An 18,123-nucleotide genomic window follows, 5' to 3' on the forward strand; every position below is an offset into this window, starting at 1 on the left:
GTTCGACCCCGGGCAGCGCGTCGACCAGCTCGGCGCTCGTCATGGCGGACGAGCGCGCGTCGACCTCGATGCCCCGGGCACGCAGGTTCTCCGCGGCGACCGGGTGGATGTTCTCCAGGAGCAGCGCCTTCACGCATCGAGGGTAGGCCCGCGGCGACCGGACGTGACGCGTCCCCCGAGCGGTTGACTCCTTCGTCACGGCGCACGAGGGTTCCCGCTCATGGGTGTGCGGAGGGTGCTGACGTGGCGACGCCACGTCGATCTGCTGCGCACGGCGAGCAGCGGCTGTCGCTGACGTCACACGTCAGCACCGTCCCGTCCGCCTCCCCGGGGAGCCCGCGTGTCCAGCACGTCCGAGATCACCACCGAGACCGTCCACACCCCGCGCCGCGTCGCCCTCGCCAGTGCCGTCGGCACGACGATCGAGTGGTACGACTTCTACCTCTACGCCACCGCCACGGCGCTGGTGTTCAACCAGCTGTTCTTCCCGTCCGTCGACCCCACGACGGGCACGCTCGCGGCGTTCGCCACCTACGCGGCGGGCTTCGGCGCCCGCCCGATCGGCGCGGTGATCTCCGGACACCTCGGCGACCGGCTCGGGCGCAAGGTCGTGCTGGTCGCCGCCCTCGTGATCATGGGTCTGGCCACGACCGCGATCGGCCTGCTGCCCACCTACGCCTCGATCGGCGTCGGGGCACCGATCCTGCTGGTGGTGCTGCGCATCGTGCAGGGCCTCGCGGTCGGCGGCGAGTGGGCCGGCGCCGCGATCCTCGGCGTCGAGCACGCCCCGGCCCGGCGGCGCGGCTTCTTCGGCAGCTTCACCCAGCTCGGGTCGCCCGCGGGCATGCTGCTGGCCACCGGCTCCCTGTTCCTGGTGCGCGTGATCGCCGGCAACGAGGCGTTCCTGGCGTGGGCGTGGCGCCTGCCGTTCCTCGGGAGCGTGGTGCTGGTCGGCGTCGGGCTGTTCATCCGGCTGCGCATCTCCGACGCGGCGGCGTTCCGGACCCTGCGCGAGGCCGGCGAGGTGGCGCGGCTGCCGATCGTCGAGGTGTTCCGCGAGGCCCCGCGCAACGTCCTGCTCACCACCGCCCTGCGGCTCTCGCAGATCGCGCTGTTCGTGCTGCTCACCACCTATGGGCTGACCTACATCGCCGGTGAGCTCGGGAAGGCGAACAGCGCGGGGCTCCTCGCCGTGGTGATCACCTCGGCGCTCGGGCTCGCGACGACACCGCTGTGGGCGATGCTCTCCGACCGCATCGGGCGGCGGACGCCGTACCTCGTCGGCTCGGTGGGCGGGACGATCGCGCTGGCGCTGTTCTTCCTCGCCGTCGGCACCGGGTCGACGGTGCTGATCGTCATCGCGATGATCATCGGCATCAACGTCACCCACGACGCGATGTACGGCCCGCAGGCCGCGTGGTTCGCCGAGCTGTTCTCGACGCGCCTGCGCTACAGCGGCGCCTCGCTCGGCTACGGCATCGGCTCGGTGGTCGCGGGCGGGTTCGCGCCGCTGGTCGCGGCCGCGCTCGTCGGCGGCACCGGGTCGTTCTGGCCCGTGGTGGCGTTCACCGCGGTGCTCTCGGTGCTGACCACGGTGGCCGCGGTGGCCGCCCGCGAGACCGCTTTCGACCCGCTCGCGGCCTGAGGGGAATCCTGTCGTCGTGTCACGCCGCATCCACCTCAACGCCTTCGCGATGAACTGCGCGGGCCACCAGTCCGCCGGGCTGTGGCGCCACCCGAGCGACGAGGGCTTCCGCTACACCGACGTCGAGCACTGGGTCGACCTGGCGCGCGTGCTCGAGGACGCGGGGTTCGACGCGCTGTTCCTCGCCGACGTCCTCGGGATCTACGACGTCTACGGCGGCTCCCGCGACGCCGCCCTGCGCGCGGGGACGCAGGTGCCGCTCGGGGACCCGATGCTGCCGGTGCCGGCGATGGCCGCGGCCACCTCGCGGCTCGGGTTCGGCATCACGGTCTCGGTGAGCTACGAGCACCCGTACGCGCTGGCCCGCCGGTTCACGACGCTCGACCACCTGACCAAGGGCCGGGTCGGCTGGAACGTCGTCACCGGCTACCTGGCCAGCGCCGCGGCGAACCTCGGGTTGGGCGACCAGCTGCCCCACGATCAGCGCTACGCGATGGCCGAGGAGTACCTCGAGGTCTGCTACAAGCTCTGGGAGGGCTCCTGGGAGGACGACGCGGTGGTGCGCGACGCCGAGCGCGGCGTCTACACCGACCCGGCCAAGGTGCACGACGTCGCCCACCACGGCACATGGTTCGACGTCCCCGGGCCCTTCCTGTGCGAGCCCTCCCCGCAGCGCACGCCGACGATCTTCCAGGCCGGGGCGTCCGCACGCGGACAGGCGTTCGCCGGGCGCCACGCCGAGGCGGTGTTCGTCTCCGGCCCGTCGACGACGGTGGTCGCGAAGTCGGTGGCGGGCATCCGCGCCGCGGCCGCCGAGGCCGGCCGCGACCCGGAGTCGGTGACGATCTTCGTGCAGCTGGCGCCGGTGGTGGCCCCGACGGCCGCCGAGGCGCGGGAGCGCTACGACGAGTACCTGGCCGTGGCGTCGCAGGAGGGCGCGCTCGCGCTGTTCGGCGGCTGGACTGGGCTGGATCTCAGTGGCGTTCCCGCGGACGAGCCCCTGCGGCACGTCGAGACCGACGCCGGGCGCTCGGCGCTCGCGTCGTTCACCACCGACGACCCCGACCGGGAGTGGACGCTCGCCGAGGTCACCGCCCACCTCGCCGTCGGCGGACGCGGGCCGGTCGCCGTCGGCTCCCCCACCGAGGTCGCCGACGCGATGGAGCACTGGGTCGACGAGACCGGCGCCGACGGCTTCAACCTCTCCTACGCCGTCACGCCCGGCACGTTCGTCGACGTCGCCCGGCTCGTCGTCCCCGAGCTGCGCCGGCGGGGTCGGATGCCGGCGACCCCGCCGGCCGGGACGTTGCGGGAGGTGCTGGGCGGGGCGGGCCCGCGCGTCGCGAAGGACCACCCCGCGGCGGCGTTCCGGCGTTGAGGCCCTGCCACGCGCCGGCCGGCACGGGTGTTCTCCCGGGCATGACGACGACGGCCGCCCTGGTGCCCGCCCTCGACGACCTGCGCTGGGAGGAGATCGGCGCGCGGCTCGACCGCGACGGCTTCGCGATGACCGGGCCGATCCTCGACCCCGAGCAGTGCCGGCAGATGATCGACGTGTTCGACGACGACGGGGCCTTCCGCTCCACCGTCGACATGGCCCGGCTCTCGTTCGGCGAGGGCCGCTACCGGTACTTCGCCGACCCGCTCCCGCCGTTGGTGACCGAACTGCGCACCCGGCTCTACCCGTCCATGGCGCAGATCGCGAACCGGTGGGCCGGGCTGCTGGGTGAGGAGCCGTTCCCGGAGACGCACGAGGGCCTCGTGGAGGCCTGCGCCGCCGCCGGGCAGCGCAAGCCCACGCCGCTGGTGCTGCGCTACGGACCCACGGGCTACAACTGCCTGCACCAGGACGTCTACGGCGACCTGACCTTCCCGCTGCAGGTGCTGATCATGCTCAACACCCCCGACGTCGACTTCACGGGCGGCGAGAGCGTGTTCGTCGAGCAGCGCCCGCGCCAGCAGTCCCGGCCCATGGTCGCGCGCCCCGGCCTCGGCCAGGCCGTGATCTTCCCCGTGCGGCACCGTCCGAAGCAGGGCGCCCGGGGTCACCACCGGGTGCAGATGCGCCACGGCGTGTCGGCCGTGCACACCGGGGACCGCCACGTGCTGGGCGTGATCTTCCACAATGCCCGCTGACCGCCGAAGCGACGACCCGCCCCGCTCCTCCGTCGCGGACCGGCCAGATCGCCGGCGGAGGGCGCGGTGACCACGTCGTTCGGCCGCTCGAGCCGTGCGGTCGGGGCGAGGACGGCCACGCCCAGGGCGAGGGCCAGGGCGGCGACGACCGACACCGTCGTCGTCAGCGGGACGAGCGCCGTCGCGACGCCGGCCACGAGCGTCGGCAGGCCGACCCCGACGTTGCAGGCGACGTGCACCGCGGCGGTGATGCCGCTGGCCCGGGCGGGCGGGGCGACCGCGGCCACCGTCGCGACGGCGCCTCCGTAGAGCAGTCCGTGGGCGAGGCCCGCGACGACGGCGGCCACGAGGACGACGGTCAGGGACCCCGCGCCGGCGGCCAGGATCGCGAGCGGGACGACGACGGCGACGAGCCCGACCACCTGGCTGCGCCGCGCGCCGAGGCGGCGCAGGACCGGCGGGGTCACCAGCGAGACCGCGACGACGCCGCCTGCCACCGCACCCGTGACGGCCGGGTCGCCCACCCCGAGCACGCGGTCCAGCATCGTGGGCACGAGCCCGAGGAAGAGCCCGACGACCGTCCACCCGAGGAAGCCGTTGGCGGTCGCGACGAGCACGGCGCGACGGGCCGCGGGCGACATCCGGGGCCGCCGGTCCCGGGTCGGCGTGTCGCGGGTCGTGTCGGGCTCCTGGGGTGGCTGGTGGACGGTGCGGAGTCCGACGAGCACGGCGGCGAGCAGGACGAGGTGCAGGGCGAACGGCAGGACCGTCGGCCACGGCGCGAACCGGGCGAGCAGGCCCGTCGCCGACGGGCCGACGGCCGAGCCCAGGAGGAACGCGAGCGCCCCGCTCGCCGCGCCGCGGCCGGGCCGCCCGGTGCGGGCGGCCAGCGCGACGCCCACCCCGGTGACCGCGCCGAGGGCGATCCCGTAGGCGACGCGGCCCGCGACCAGCCACCCGGTGCTCGTGGCCAGGGCGAGGCAGAGCGAGCCCGCCGCGGCGGCGAGCACCCCGCCGCGCAGGACCCAGCGCGGCGGGAGCCGGTCGCCGAGCGGCCCGATCAGCAGGAGCGCCGGCACCGTGACCAGCGCGTACACGGCGTAGACGGCCGTCAGCGTGAGGTCGTCGAAGCCGAACTGCTGCTGGTAGACGGGATAGAGCGGGCTGGGCATGTTGGCGCCGGCGGCGAGCAGGGTCAGCGTGGCGAGCAGCCACCGGTGTGCGGCGCGGGACGGCTCGGAGGGTGCGGCGGGGGTCGTCGGGGTGGGCACGGTCGTCGGGGTGAGCACGGACGTGGGCACACCGGCGACGGTGCCGCCATCGACCTTTCAGGACCAGCTCACGTTGCTGCAACTCGCGTGTAGCGTCGCTACATGATCGACCATCGGCTGCGCACGCTGCAGCTCGTCGCCCACCACGGGTCGGTGACGGCGGCCGCCGAGGTGCTGCACTTCACGCCGTCCGCGGTCTCCCAGCAGCTGCGCGGGCTGTCCGAGGAGCTCGGGGTCGCGCTCGTGACCCAGGTCGGACGCCGCATGGAGCCGACCGCCGCGGGCCGGATCCTGCTGCGGCACGCGGACGCGCTGCACGCCCGCGCGGAGAACGCGCGGGCCGAGGTCGCGGCCGTCGGCGAGGCGGCGGGACGCATCGGGCTGTGCGGCTTCTCCACCGCCATGACGCTGCTCGCCCCGACGGCCGCCGCGCTGCGCGCGAGCTTCCCGGACCTGGAGATCCAGATCCGTGAGGCCGAGCCGGCCCGGTGCGTCGACCTCCTGCTCTCCGGCGACGGCGACCTCGCGCTGCTCGTGGTGGACGACCGGGTGCCGCCGCTCACCGACACCCGCTTCGACCAACGCCCCCTGTTCGACGACCGCATCGACCTCGCCGTGCCCGCCGGCCACCGCCTGACCACGCGGTCACGGGTGAGCCTGCGGGACGCGGCGACGGAGTCGTGGATCGTCTCCACGCCCGAGAGCCCCTACTACCGCCTGCTCCTGAGCGCGTGCCAGGCGGCGGGCTTCCGCCCGGCGGTCGCGCACTACTCGGCGGAGTGGGACACGGGCGCCGCGCTCGTCGCCCACGGACTCGGGGTCTACCTGCTCCCCCGCCTCGCGCCGCTGCACCGCGACGACGTCGTCCGCATCCCGCTGACCGGGCCGTCGGCGCCGGTGCGGCACATCGCCGCGCTGACCCGGGCCGGCGCGGCCGCGCAGCCGACGATCGGCCACGCGCTGGCGACCATCGACGGTCTCGTCGCGGAGATCGTGTCGAGCTGAGCCTGGTGGACCGCGGGTGGCGGCGCCGAGACTCTCGCGGCGTGAGGATCACGCGCATCGCGCTGTACGACGTCGAGCTGCCCTACGCCGGCGGCGTCTACCACCTCTCGGGGGGACGGACCTACGCGTCCTTCGAGGCGTCGATCGTGCGCGTCACCTGTGACGACGGCACCGAGGGCTGGGGCGAGAGCACGCCGTTCGGGTCGACCTACATCGCGGCCCACCCGGCCGGGACCCGCGCCGCCCTCGGGCTGCTCGCCCCCGCCCTGCTGGGCGCCGACCCGCGGCGTACCGAGCGCATCGGCGACCTCATGGACCAGACCCTCACCGGCCACCAGGACGCCCGGACCGCGCTGGACGTCGCCTGCTGGGACGCGTTCGGCCGGTCGGTCGGCCTGCCGGTGTGCGAGCTGCTCGGCGGGTCCACCGACACCGCCCTACCGATGATGTCGTCGCTCGGCGCCGGGGACCCGGAGGCGATGCGCGCGCAGGTCGCCGCGTACCGCGCTCGGGGCTACCGCGCGCACTCGGTGAAGATCGGGGCGTCCGAGGCCGAGGGTGGCCCGGCGCTCGACGCGGAGCGAATCGCCGCGAGCCTCGCCGATCGACAGCCCGGCGAGTTCTTCCTCGTCGACGCCAACGGCGGGCTGGTCGTCGAGTCGGCGCTGCGCATGCTCGGGCTCCTGCCGCCCGGGCTCGACTTCGCGCTGGAGGCGCCGTGTGCGACGTGGCGCGAGACGGCCTCGCTGCGTCGGCGCTGCTCGTACCCGATCGTGGTCGACGAGCTCGCCGCGCTCGACGTTGACGTCGCCGACGCCGCCGACCGGGGCGCCGACGGGATCAACCTGAAGATCTCGAAAGCCGGTGGACTGACGCCGGGACGCCGCCACCGCGACCTCTGCCGGGCCTCCGGACTGACGATCACCGTTCAGGACACGGTCGGCTCGTCGCTGGCCCTGGCCGCGATCCTGCACCTCGGCGCGACGGTTCCCGCCCGCCTCCTGCGCGGGGTGCTGAACTGCGAGGACATGGTCACGCGCCGCGTGGCCGCCCTCGACACGATCCGCACGGACGACGGCATCCGGCTCGGCCCGGCCCCCGGACTCGGCGCGACGGTCGACGAGGACGTGCTCGGCGAGCCGGTGGCGGTCTAGGGTGACTAGCTCCGCGTGAGACGCCGGCGGTTGCCGACCACCGTGCGGTGCACGGGGGCGACGGCCGCACCGACGGCGACCGCCGTGTCCTTCGGCGGGGTGGTCACCGCGGCGACGGCCGCGCGACCGAAGGCGTCGGCCTTCTCCGTGACCATCCGGACCAGCTCGCGGCGCTCCCGGGCGGGCGGCGGCCAGCCGCCGAGCACGAGCCGCGTCGTGCGGTAGCCGATGACGACGGGCGCGGACACCGCGATCTCGGCGAGCTGCAGCCAGGGCCGCACCCACCCCGCGCCGGGGATCGACGGCCCACTGCCCGCGCTCGTCGTGGCCATCCCGTCGACGCTACGCGGGCCCTTTCTTGATCGACATCGGTTGTCGGGGGTCGGGTCTAGCGTCGGGTTCGTGAGCATCGACCAGGGTGTGCGGGTCGGCCGGGAGGCCGAGCCCGACGCGACGCTGGTCGCGGCCCTGGAGGACGTCTCGCCGGCGGCGCTGGCCGGGGAGGCTCTCGGGGCGTACGTGCGGGACTGCTGGCGGGCCCACAACCGGGCCACCGCGGTGCTGTTCGACGCGCTGCACCATCTCGGGCGTGCCGAGGCCGACACGTGTACGCGGCGTCCCGAGCTCGACGAGTTCTCCCGCGACGAGGTCTCGGCGCTGCTGGGCTGGTCGCCGACCATGGCCGCGCGGCGTCTGAACCTGGCCGACGACCTGCTCGTGCGCCTGCCCGAGGTCGGCGAGGCGCTGCACGCCGGCTGGTTGGACGAGACCAAGGCCCGCACCGTGAGCGAGTGGACCGCCGACCTCACCGATGACCACGCCCACGAGGTGTGCTCCGTGGTGCTGCCCGAGGCGCCGGAGCTGCCGGTGCGGGCCCTGCAGGAGCGCATCGAGTCGGTGATCGCGGCGCTGGACCCGGACTGGGCCGAGCGCCGCCGCAAGCGCGCCGAGTCCCGCGCGCAGGTGCTGCTCTCGGCGAACCCGTCGGGCACGGCGACGTTGTCGTTCGTCGACGCGCCTGCCCCGGAGGGGATCGCTTCGCAGGCGCGGATCGACGCGCTGGCCGCCGCGGTGCGCGCGCTCGGGGTGCTCACCCCGATCAGGCAGCTGCGCCTGCAGGTGGGGATGCGGCTGCTCGACGGGTCCACCGCCGGCGTGGACGACCGCGGCATCGCGATCCAGATGGCCGCCGAGTACCACGCCGCCAACAACCCCGACGACCCCGACGGCAGTCCCGACGACCCCGACGGCGGTGGACCCGGCGACGGCGGTTCCGGCGACGGCCGACCCGACATCGAGGACGAGTCCGAGGAAGAGCCCAGGGACGAGCCCGAGGACGAGCCCGAGGAAGAGCCAAGGGACGAGTCCGAGGACGAGTCCAGCGCGTCCGGCGACCCGGTCGATGCGGTCGACCCGGACAGCGATCTGGTCGACGATCCGACCCCGGCTCCGGCTCCGGACCCGACGGAGCGGGGTGGCAGCGGACCCTGCGAGGGCGGGATGGCCGGGCTGGTGGTCCCCGGGCCACGGACGGCCGCCGAGCAGGGCGTGCTCGATCTCCTCGGCCTACCGCCCCGACCCGGCTCGGAGCACCAACTGCTCGACCCGCCCGAGCCATCGGACCGCAGACCGGGACGGCTGCGGCAGGGCTCCGTCGAGCTCCGCATCCGGCTCAGCACCGCCCTCGGGCTCGACCAGCGCCCCGCCATCGTCCCCGGCTACGGCACCGTGCTGCCCCACGACGCCCTCGCCGTGCTCCACGCCCACCGCCACGGTGAATGGCGTGTCGTCCTCACCGATCACGACGGTCGGCTCGCACACGTCCTGCTCGCCCGCCGCCGCCCGCCGCCACCATCGACACGACATCCCCGCCCCCGCGGCCAGCACCGGGCGCGGGGGACACAGCGATCAGCCGGCATCGTCGAGCTCCAGGTCCCGACGACGCTGCTCGCTGCCCTCGACCCCGACCGACACCCCGGCTGGGCACCGCTGATCCGCGAGCTCCAGACCCGCGCCCACGACCTCGCCGCCACGTCCAGACCCGGGCGGCCACCCGACGCCGACGACGACCTCGACCAGTGGACGCGGCGGCGCCCGGGCGCCGAACTCGACCGCTGGATCCGCGTGCGCGACCGTTGCTGCGTCGTCCCGGGCTGTCGCCGTCCCGCCCACCGTGCCGAGATCGATCACACCCGCGACCACGCCTACGGTGGGCCCACCGCCTCGTGGAACCTGGGTGCCTGGTGCACCCATCACCACCGCGCCAAGCACCGCGCCGGCTGGTGCGTCACCCAACCCGCCGCCGGGCGCTTCGTCATCCGCACGCGCGCCGGCGTCACGCATGCCACCGCGCCGAAGCGGGTCACCGACCCCCTGCCCGACCCTCGGCCCGCTACCCGGCCGCGACCTCTCCCGCACGACGGCTGGCCCGACGACCTCACGGACGACGAGGACGACCAGCTCCACGGGGTCCCTGCCGCACGGCGCCGCACGACACCACCGCCGCCGGCGTCACCGACGCCGTCCCGCTACGACGGCCCGCCGCCCTTCTGAGAGACGGAGGCCGCACGACGGCACCGGCCGACCGACACCGGGCCCCGGCGTCCCGGCGTCCCGGCGTCCCGGCGTCCGGGCGTCCGGCTAGTCCTGTTCGAGGGCCGGCAGGTCGGTCGCCGCGACCCGCCGGAGGGCGTCGAGGCCCGCCGCGATCGTGGGCTGGAGACCGGAGCCCGCCCGCACGGCGGCGATGACGCGGCGCGTGGGCACGGGGTCGGTGGTGATCCGGAGGCGCCGGGTGTCGTGGTGGGCTGGAAGGTCGGCGAGCCGCGGCACGAGCGCGACCCCGAAGCCGCGCGCCACGAGGGCCGCGCCCGTGTCCCACTCGTCGGCGTAGTGCGCGATGTCGGGGGCGAAGCCGGCCGTGGTGCAGGCGAGCGTCACCAGCTGGTGGTACGCGCGCCCGGTGTTGCCGCAGATCCACGGCTCGGCCGCGAGATCGCCGAGGCCGACGACGTCGCGCCCCACCAGCGGGTGGTCGGGGCCGACGAGGATGTCGAGGGGCTCGTCGACGAGCTGGTGCTGGTCGAACGCGGCATCGGAGGCGGGCGGGATGCTCGGCGTCGCGACCACGACGGCGATGTCGGTGTCGTCGGCCGCGAGCAGGTCGAACGAGCGCGCCGGCTCGCTCTCGCGCAGGTGCACGCGCAGCGCGGGGTACTCGTCGCGGAGCAGGTCGAGGGCCCGCGGCACCACCACCGCAGCCGCGCTGGAGAACCCTGCGAAGCGCAGCGTGCCGCCGACGTCGCCGCTGCGGTGGGCGGCGAGGTCGGCCCGCGCGTGCTCCCACTGCGCGGTCAGCGTCTCCGCGTGGGAGATCAGGGTGTGGGCCGCCGGGGTGAGCCGGACCGTGCGCCCGACGGGCTCGAGCAGCACCACGTCGAGCTCGCGCGCGAGGGCCTGCATCTGGTGCGAGACCGCCGACGGCGTCAGACGGCAGACCTCCGCGGCGGCGGTCACGGTGCCGTGCCGCGCGATCGCCTGGAGGACCTGCAGACGCCGGTCGATCATGTACCGATCGTACAAGATCATAGGTCCGACGTTTCGATGGACGTGGACGATCCCGGGCGCTGACACTGCGTGGGCAGCACCACCCCAGCACCACCCTCAGCACCACCCGCACCACGGGCACCGTCGCCACCGGGTGCGCCCACCACCGTCCGCCGGGGCGATCCCCCGGCCGTCGCAGGAGTCAGTTGATGGCGGCTCACCGCGCAATCGTCGTCGGCCTCGGGGGCCTGGGCTCGGCAGCCCTCTACCGTCTCGCCGCCGAGATCGGGGCCGGCGACGGCTCCGTCCTGGGCCTCGAGCAGTTCGAGCTCGGGCACGTCCGCGGCGCGTCCCAGGACCACTCACGGATCATCCGGCTCGCCCAGCACCAGGAGGAGTACGCCGCCCTCGCGGGCCCGGCCTACAAGGCGTGGGACGAGGTCGAGGCCGAGTCCCGCCAGCAGATCGTCACCCGCACCGGCGGGCTGGTCATCGAGGACCGCGCGGCCCGCGCAGGGATCGCCACGGGCAACCGCAACATCGAGGGCTACACCGCGATGTTCGACCGCTACGGCGTGGGCTACGAGCGCCTCGACGCCGACGAGCTCGCCGCCCGCTGGCCCCAGTTCCGCGTCGGCGGCAGCGAGCAGGCGCTCTACCAGCCCGACTCGGGCATCGTCGACGCCGGGCGGGCCAACGCCGTGCACCGCGCCCTGGCCCGGGCGCACGGTGCCGAGATCCGCGCGAACACCCCGGTGCGCGGGATCCGGCCGGACGGCGAGGGCGTCGCCGTCGTGACCGACACCGAGACCCTGTCCGCCGACCGCGTCGTCGTCACGGCCGACGCCTGGACCAACCAGGTGCTCGCCGAGACCGGGCCGCAGCTGCCCCTGACCGTCCTGCGCGAGCAGGTCACCTACTACGCGACGCCGCACCTGGCGGAGTTCGCGCCGTCGCGCTTCCCGGTCTTCATGTGGCACGGCCACCACAACTTCTACGGCTTCCCGGTGTACGGGGAGGTCGCCACCAAGCTCGGCCAGCACATGGGCGGCGAGGAGACCACCGCCGACACCCGCACCTTCGAGCCGGACCCGGTACGCCGCGCGCGCTACGCCGACTTCCTGGAGCACCACGTCCCCCGCTTCGGCGGACCGGAGCTCTACTCGAAGACCTGCCTCTACACCGTCCCGCCGGACCAGAACTTCATCCTCGACACCCTGCCGGACCACCCGCAGATCACGGTCGCGAACGGCGCCGGTCACGCCTTCAAGTTCGCCGCCCTCATCGGGCGTCTGCTCGCCGACCTCGCCCTCGGACACGAGCCCTCGCACCCGATCGACGCCTTCTCGATCACCCGGCCCGCCCTGACCGACCCGAGCTTTCCGCGGAGCTTCCATGTCTGAGACGCGTGTGGACCCGTACACCACCCTGCCGGCGCGCCCCGTCGACCCGGCCCTCTTCACGCTGGAGAGCACCTACCGCAGTACGCGGCAGCCGGTGGAGCTCGCCTCGACGCTGCTGCCCGACGCCTACACCAGCCCGGAGTTCTTCGCCCTCGAGCAGGACCGGCTGTTCGCCGACAGCTGGGTCGCGGTCGGCATCACCAGCGACGTCGCGAAGCCCGGCGCCTGCATCGTCGTCGAGGTCGCCGGCCGGTCGATCTTCGTGACCCGCAACCGGCACGGGCAGCTGCGCGCCTTCCACAACCTGTGCCGCCACCGCGCGACGAAGCTGCTGGCCAACGACGCCCGCGAGGTCGGGCACCGCGGGCGCATCCGCTGCCCGTACCACAACTGGACCTACGACACCGACGGCACGTGCCTCGGCACCCCGCTCTTCGAGGACTCCGACGTCCCCGCCGGCGAGGAGGCCATCTTCGACACCTCGGTGGCGAAGAACTTCGACCGCGCGGACTACGGCCTCCTCGACGTCGCCGTCGAGAGCTGGGGCCTGTTCGTGTTCGTCAACCTCTCGCCCACCCCGCGGCCGCTGGCCGAGCAGCTCGGTGACCTGCCCGAGCGCTTCGCCGACTACCGCCTCGACGAGTGGGTCACCCAGCGCCGCCGGACCTACGACGTCGCCGCGAACTACAAGCTCATCGGCGAGAACTTCATGGAGTACTACCACCTGCCCTGGGTGCACCCGGAGCTCAACCTCGTCTCGAAGTTCTCCGACCACTACCGGTGGCAGGGCCCCGGCATGTACACGGGCATGTGCACCACCCCGGTGTCGCGCAACACCGACGCCGGCGGCTGGGACGGCCTCGCGGCCCTGAGCTCGCTCGGCCCCGAGGACGCGGACAGCGGACGCTTCGTGTGGTTCTTCCCCGGCACCGCGCTGGTGGTGCTGCCCAACCACGCCTTCGTGCTGTTCAACAAGCCGGTCGCCCCGAACCGCACCGTCGAGACCGCGGTCCTCCTGGCCCACCCCGAGTCGCTCGAGGGTCCGGACGCCGAGGAGGGCATCGAGCAGCTCGTGAAGTTCTGGGACCTCGTCAACACCCAGGACCTCGAGATCGTCGAGCGCGTGCAGGAGGGGCTCGAGAACCCCGCCTACCGCGGCGGGCGCATGTGCTTCCGGTTCGAGGAGCCGCTGCACCGCTTCCAGAACATGGTGATCGACAAGATGGTCGGCGTCGAGCGCGTCCCCGGGGGCGACGAGGACACCATGACGCGGATGTTCCCGGACCCGTGACCGCCACCCTGGTCGGTGCCGACACCCTCGCCGTCGAGGACCCCTCCACGGCGCGGACGATCACCCACGTCGCCCGCGGCGGCACCGCCGAGGTCGACGACGCCGTGGCGCGGGCGCGGACGACGGCCCGCCGGGTCCGGTGCACGACACCGGCCGACCGCGGGCGGCTGCTGCGGGCGCTCGCGGCCGCCGTCGACGCCGAGCGCGAGGAGCTCGCCCGGCTCGAGACGCTCGACACCGGCAAGCCGCTCTCGCTCGCGCGGTCCGAGGTGGCGGGCTGCGTCGCCTACCTCGACTACTACGCGGGCGCCGCCGACAAGCTGCACGGCGAGACCATCCCGCTCGGGCCCGGCTCGCTGGCCTGGACCGTGCGGGAGCCGGTCGGCGTCACCGCCCACATCGTGCCGTGGAACGCGCCGCTGTCGATGCTGTGCCGCAGCGTCGCGCCGGCGCTGGCCGCCGGGAACACCGCGGTGGTCAAGCCCGCGGAGCAGACGCCGCTGACCGCCCTGCGGTTCGCCGAGCTCGTCGACGATGCCGGCTACCCGGCCGGCACCGTCACCGTGGTCACCGGCCTCGGCGCGGAGGCCGGCCACGCCCTGGCCGCCCACCCGGGCGTCGGCTCGCTGACGTTCACCGGTTCGGTGACCACGGGGCGGGCGGTGCTGCGGGCGGCCGCCGAGCACATCACGCCGGTGGTCACCGAGCTCGGGGGCAAGTCCCCGCAGATCGTGTTCGCGGACGCCGACCTCGACGACGTCGCACGCCAGGTCGTCACCGGCTTCACCGCCAACACCGGCCAGTACTGCGACGCCGGCACGCGCCTGCTGGTGCAGCGCGCCGTGCAGGACGAGCTCGTCGCCCGGATCACCGAGCGCGCCGCGGCGCTGACCATCGGGCCGGGCGTCGACGACCCCGACCTCGGCCCGCTGGTCTCCGCCGAGCACCGCGCGCGCGTCACCGGCTACGTCGACCTCGGCGTCCGCGAGGGGGCAGCCATGGTCGGCAGCCCCGCCGCGCTGCCCGACGCGGGCCACTTCGTCGCCCCCGTCGTGTTCACCGACGTCACCCCGACCATGCGGATCGCCCAGGAGGAGATCTTCGGACCGGTCCTGGTCGTGCTGCCGTTCGACGGCGAGGAGGAGGCCCTCGAGCTCGCCGACGGCACCGACTACGGCCTGGGCACCGGGATCCACACGCGCGACCTCGACCGGGCCCTGCGCGTGGCCGACCGGGTCGACGCGGGCTACGTGATGATCAACGAGTACTTCGCCGGCAGCGTGGCGGTGCCCTTCGGCGGCACCAAGTTCAGCGGCACCGGCCGCGAGCGCGGGCTGATCGCGCTCGACAGCTACCTCCAGCAGAAGACCGTCGTCGCACGCGTCGGCCCCGGCCAGGAAGGACCCGCACCATGCGCATGATCGTCCACGAGCGCCGCGACGAGGCCGAGGGCGTCGTGTCCCTCACGCTGGGACGGGCCGACGGCGGCGAGCTGCCGGCCTGGGCCCCCGGGGCCCACGTCGACGTGCACCTCGCGGGAGGGCTCGTCCGCCAGTACTCGCTGTGCTCCGAGCCCGCCGACCGCGACCGCTGGCGGCTGGGCGTCCTGCGGGAACCGATGGGCCGCGGGGGCTCGGAGCACGTCCACGACAAGGTGCACGGCGGCGACATCGTCGAGGTCGGCGAGCCCCGCAACCACTTCGGGCTCGAGCCCGCGGCGCGCTACGTCTTCGTCGCCGGCGGCATCGGGATCACCCCGATCCTGCCCATGATCGCCGCCGCCGAGAGCGCCGGCGCCGCGTGGACGCTGCTCTACGGGGGCCGCACCCGCACCTCGATGGCGTTCCGCGACGAGCTCGTGAGCCACGGCGAGCGCGTCACCGTCGCCCCGCAGGACGAGGTCGGACTGCTCGACCTCACCGGCCTGCTCGCCATCCCGCAGCCGGGCACGCTCGTGTACGCCTGCGGTCCCGCGCCGATGCTCGACGCCGTCGAGGCACTGATGAGCGCCTGGCCCACGGGCAGCCTGCGCGTCGAGCGCTTCACGCCGAAGGAGCGCGAGGACACCGGCTCCGAGAGCTTCGACGTCGCGTTCACCGCCACCGGCATCACGGCCACGGTGGCGCCGGACCAGAGCATCCTCACCGTCGCCGAGGAGGCGGGGATCCCCGCGCTCTGGTCCTGCCGTGAGGGCACCTGCGGCACGTGCGAGACGCCCCTGCTCGCCGGGCGCGCCGAGCACCGCGACTCGCTGCTGACCGACGAGGAGAAGCAGGACCAGAACACGATCTTCATCTGCGTGTCCCGCGCCGAGCGGGGCTGCCCGCGCCTGGAGCTCGACCTGTGAGTGTCGAGGTGGGCCCCGACGTCCGGGCGCTCGGCGCCGGACGGCTCGCGCGGGCGCGCGCGGCCCTGCGGGACCAGGGGCTCGCGGCCGCGCTCCTGTTCGACCCCGCGAACGTCCGGTACGCGACGTGCGACGGGTCGTACCTCGTGGCGAACCTGCACTGCTCCTACCGCTGGGCGCTCGTGTTCGCCGAGCACGACCCGATCCTCTGGGAGCCGACCGAGTCGATCCCGCTCGCCCGCCGGCGGTTCGACGGCGAGATCCGCCCGACGACCACGTTCACGTTCTTCGGCTCCGGCGACCGCAGCGCCGGGCACGCGGTCGCCGCGATGGCGCAGGTCCGGGACGCGCTGCGGGAGCGCGGGCTGGAGGGCGCGCCGCTCGGGATCGACCGGGCGGAGGCCGTCGTGTTCCTCGCGCTGGCCGAGCTCGGTGTCCGCCTCGTCGACGCCGTCGGCGTGCTGGAGGTCGCGCGGTCGGTGAAGACCGACCTCGAGCTGGCGGTGCACCGGGAGAACGCCCGGCTCACCGACATCGCCGTGCGGCGCTTCCTCGAGCACCTCGAGCCCGGTCGCACCGAGCTCGAGCTGTGGGCGGACCTCATGCGGGAGGCCTTCGCGAGCGGCGCGCTGCACTCCGAGAGCCGCCTGCTCTCCTCGGGGCCGCGGACGAACCCGTGGATGCAGGAGGCGTCCGGTCGCGTCGTGCGGGACGGCGAGCCGGTCGCCTTCGACACCGACCTGGTCGGACCGCACGGCTACCTCACCGACATCTCGCGGACCTACGTGTGCGGCGACGCCGCCCCGTCCCGCGAGCTGCGCGACGCCTACCGCGCGGCGTACGGGTTCGTCCACGAAGCCATGCCCGAGTTCCGCGCCGGCCGCTCGTTCCGCGAGCTGGGCGAGCTGCTCGGCCCCCGGCTGCCCGCGGAGTACCGCGCCCAGCGCTACCCCTTCCTCGCCCACGGCTGCGGCGCCGCCGACGAGTACCCGGCGATCGTCGTCGACGGCCACCACGGCGGGGTGCTCGAGCCCGGCATGGTGATCAGCGTCGAGGCCTACACGGGCCGCGTGGGCGGCGCCGCCGGCGCGAAGTACGAGGACCAGATCGTGATCACCGACGGCGCGCCGGAGCTGCTGTCGTTCGCGCCGGCCGACGACCGTCTGCTGCACGGCTGACCATCGCCCGGGTGTTCGAGGAATGCGGCTTTCCTGGCCATTCAACACAGCACGCCGATGGGGCCAGGATCGCCACACGCTCGCCTCGGCGACACGCCGGCGCCCGTGGCCCGGCTCACCCGTCTGGGATCCGGGCGGCGCGGATACCCGGATCGGGTGACACCGCAGGCCGACCCCGCCGCCCCGGAGCCCGACGCCCTCCGGGGGCGGCCCGTGCTCGTCACCGGCGCGACCGGCTTCCTGGGCCGCCACCTGGTCCGGCGACTGCGCCACCTCGAGGCCGAGGTCCACGCCCTGACCCGCGGCGACGGCGAGCACGACCCCGACCTCCCGGGTACGTCCTGGCACCGCGGCGACGTCGCCGACCCCGACGAGCTGGGGCGCCTCGTGCGCGACGTCGCCCCCGCGGCGGTGTTCCACCTCGCCGGTCACGTGGCGGGCGACCGCGACAGTGATCTCGCGCTGTCGATGCTCGAGGCCAACACCCGCGCCGCCGTCGCCGTGATGACCGCCGCGCACGACCTCGGCGACTGCCGGGTCGTCCTCGCCGGCTCGCTCGAGGAACCCCGCGGCGACGAGCCGCCGAGCTCCCCGTACGCGGCCGCGAAGTCCGCGGCCACCGGCTACGCCCGCCTGTTCCACGCCCAGTGGGGCCTGCCCGTGACGGTGCTGCGGATCGCGATGGTCTACGGGCCCGACCAGCCCGACGACGAGAAGCTGGTGCCCTACGTCAGCCGGTGCCTGCTCGACGGCGCCGCGCCGGAGCTGTCGAGCGGGACCCGGCTCGTCGACTGGGTGTACGTCGACGACGTCGTCGACGCCCTGGTCCGGGCCGCGACGAGCGAGCGCGCCGGCCACGTCCTCGACATCGGCTCGGGCCGGACCGCGAGCATCGCCGACGTGGTCACCGAGCTCGCCGACCTCGCGGGCTACGACGGGCCGCTGGGCTTCGGCGACCGGGCCGACCGGCGTGGCGACCGCACCCTGATCGCGGACCCCGACCCGGCCGCCGAGCAGCTCGGATGGCGGGCGACCACCCCGCTGCGCGACGGCCTCGCCCGGACCCTGGCCTGGCACGCGGACCCCCCGGACGTGCCGCTCGCCCGGCGGCGAGTCGATCACGCGCCCGTGTGACCATGGTCCCTCC

At 74.5% G+C, this 18,123-nt stretch carries 15 protein-coding genes; 12 read left to right on the forward strand and 3 right to left on the reverse strand.

The window, feature by feature from the left end; translation table 11 throughout:
- Window positions 1-340: 340 nt before the first annotated feature.
- From ACR9E3_RS11650 to ACR9E3_RS11660, 3 genes are read left to right on the forward strand one after another with little or no spacing between them, the layout of a single operon-like run.
- Entirely contained in the window at window positions 341-1,645 is a 1,305-nt protein-coding gene (locus tag ACR9E3_RS11650; RefSeq protein ID WP_460380429.1) for an MFS transporter, read from the forward strand.
- Between the two features lie 16 nt (window positions 1,646-1,661).
- Entirely contained in the window at window positions 1,662-3,023 is a 1,362-nt protein-coding gene (locus tag ACR9E3_RS11655) for an LLM class flavin-dependent oxidoreductase (protein ID WP_460380431.1), read from the forward strand.
- Window positions 3,024-3,064: 41 nt separating this feature from the next.
- A complete protein-coding gene (locus ACR9E3_RS11660) occupies window positions 3,065-3,781 on the forward strand; it encodes a 2OG-Fe(II) oxygenase (protein WP_460380432.1) in 717 nt (238 codons plus the stop codon).
- Here the strand turns inward: ACR9E3_RS11660 and ACR9E3_RS11665 are convergent.
- Window positions 3,691-5,082: an MFS transporter gene (locus tag ACR9E3_RS11665; RefSeq protein ID WP_460380433.1), complete on the reverse strand. Its 1,392-nt coding sequence runs from the start codon at window positions 5,080-5,082 to the stop codon at window positions 3,691-3,693. The genes ACR9E3_RS11660 and ACR9E3_RS11665 overlap by 91 nt on opposite strands.
- A gap of 72 nt (window positions 5,083-5,154) precedes the next feature.
- Here ACR9E3_RS11665 and ACR9E3_RS11670 point away from each other — a divergent pair, with 72 nt between their 5' ends.
- Window positions 5,155-6,057, forward strand: a complete 903-nt coding sequence (locus ACR9E3_RS11670; protein ID WP_460380435.1) for a LysR family transcriptional regulator — start codon at window positions 5,155-5,157, stop codon at window positions 6,055-6,057.
- 41 nt (window positions 6,058-6,098) lie between these two features.
- Complete coding sequence (locus ACR9E3_RS11675) at window positions 6,099-7,211, forward strand: mandelate racemase/muconate lactonizing enzyme family protein (protein ID WP_460380437.1); 1,113 nt, start codon at window positions 6,099-6,101, stop codon at window positions 7,209-7,211.
- Window positions 7,212-7,216: 5 nt separating this feature from the next.
- Here the strand turns inward: ACR9E3_RS11675 and ACR9E3_RS11680 are convergent, their stop codons facing one another.
- Complete coding sequence (locus ACR9E3_RS11680) at window positions 7,217-7,543, reverse strand: hypothetical protein (RefSeq protein ID WP_460380439.1); 327 nt, start codon at window positions 7,541-7,543, stop codon at window positions 7,217-7,219.
- Between the two features lie 70 nt (window positions 7,544-7,613).
- On the opposite strand from ACR9E3_RS11680, the gene ACR9E3_RS11685 reads away from it, so the two are divergent.
- The gene (locus ACR9E3_RS11685) at window positions 7,614-9,764 is read left to right on the forward strand and encodes an HNH endonuclease signature motif containing protein (RefSeq protein WP_460380441.1); all 2,151 of its coding nucleotides are present in this window, start codon (window positions 7,614-7,616) and stop codon (window positions 9,762-9,764) included.
- Between the two features lie 87 nt (window positions 9,765-9,851).
- Here the strand turns inward: ACR9E3_RS11685 and ACR9E3_RS11690 are convergent, their stop codons facing one another.
- On the reverse strand, window positions 9,852-10,778 hold the full coding sequence (locus ACR9E3_RS11690; RefSeq protein ID WP_460380442.1) for a LysR family transcriptional regulator: 927 nt from the start codon (window positions 10,776-10,778) through the stop codon (window positions 9,852-9,854).
- 188 nt (window positions 10,779-10,966) lie between these two features.
- On the opposite strand from ACR9E3_RS11690, the gene solA reads away from it, so the two are divergent.
- From solA to ACR9E3_RS11720, 6 genes are all read left to right on the forward strand, one after another.
- Window positions 10,967-12,160, forward strand: coding sequence for an N-methyl-L-tryptophan oxidase (gene solA, locus ACR9E3_RS11695; protein WP_460380444.1), 1,194 nt, complete (start codon window positions 10,967-10,969; stop codon window positions 12,158-12,160).
- Window positions 12,153-13,451, forward strand: a complete 1,299-nt coding sequence (locus ACR9E3_RS11700; protein WP_460380445.1) for an aromatic ring-hydroxylating oxygenase subunit alpha — start codon at window positions 12,153-12,155, stop codon at window positions 13,449-13,451. Before solA ends, ACR9E3_RS11700 begins: the two co-directional genes overlap by 8 nt.
- The gene (locus ACR9E3_RS11705; protein WP_460380447.1) at window positions 13,448-14,872 is read left to right on the forward strand and encodes an aldehyde dehydrogenase family protein; all 1,425 of its coding nucleotides are present in this window, start codon (window positions 13,448-13,450) and stop codon (window positions 14,870-14,872) included. Before ACR9E3_RS11700 ends, ACR9E3_RS11705 begins: the two co-directional genes overlap by 4 nt.
- Entirely contained in the window at window positions 14,863-15,798 is a 936-nt protein-coding gene (locus tag ACR9E3_RS11710; protein ID WP_460380448.1) for a PDR/VanB family oxidoreductase, read from the forward strand. The genes ACR9E3_RS11705 and ACR9E3_RS11710 overlap by 10 nt, the downstream gene beginning before the upstream one ends.
- A complete protein-coding gene (locus ACR9E3_RS11715) occupies window positions 15,795-16,976 on the forward strand; it encodes a M24 family metallopeptidase (RefSeq protein WP_460380450.1) in 1,182 nt (393 codons plus the stop codon). The genes ACR9E3_RS11710 and ACR9E3_RS11715 overlap by 4 nt, the downstream gene beginning before the upstream one ends.
- Window positions 16,977-17,132: 156 nt before the next feature.
- The gene (locus ACR9E3_RS11720; RefSeq protein ID WP_460380451.1) at window positions 17,133-18,110 is read left to right on the forward strand and encodes an NAD-dependent epimerase/dehydratase family protein; all 978 of its coding nucleotides are present in this window, start codon (window positions 17,133-17,135) and stop codon (window positions 18,108-18,110) included.
- Window positions 18,111-18,123 lie beyond the last annotated feature (13 nt).

The organism is Actinomycetospora sp. C-140, from assembly GCF_054796175.1.

Excerpts from the sequence above, each read along its gene's own strand:
- ACR9E3_RS11660 (WP_460380432.1), top strand. The coding sequence starts at position 3,065 with ATGACGACGACGGCCGCCCTGGTGCCCGCCCTCGACGACCTGCGCTGG.
- ACR9E3_RS11670 (WP_460380435.1), top strand. The coding sequence starts at position 5,155 with ATGATCGACCATCGGCTGCGCACGCTGCAGCTCGTCGCCCACCACGGG.
- ACR9E3_RS11680 (WP_460380439.1), bottom strand. The coding sequence starts at position 7,543 with ATGGCCACGACGAGCGCGGGCAGTGGGCCGTCGATCCCCGGCGCGGGG.
- ACR9E3_RS11690 (WP_460380442.1), bottom strand. The coding sequence starts at position 10,778 with ATGATCGACCGGCGTCTGCAGGTCCTCCAGGCGATCGCGCGGCACGGC.
- solA (WP_460380444.1), top strand. The coding sequence starts at position 10,967 with ATGGCGGCTCACCGCGCAATCGTCGTCGGCCTCGGGGGCCTGGGCTCG.
- ACR9E3_RS11700 (WP_460380445.1), top strand. The coding sequence starts at position 12,153 with ATGTCTGAGACGCGTGTGGACCCGTACACCACCCTGCCGGCGCGCCCC.
- ACR9E3_RS11710 (WP_460380448.1), top strand. The coding sequence starts at position 14,863 with ATGCGCATGATCGTCCACGAGCGCCGCGACGAGGCCGAGGGCGTCGTG.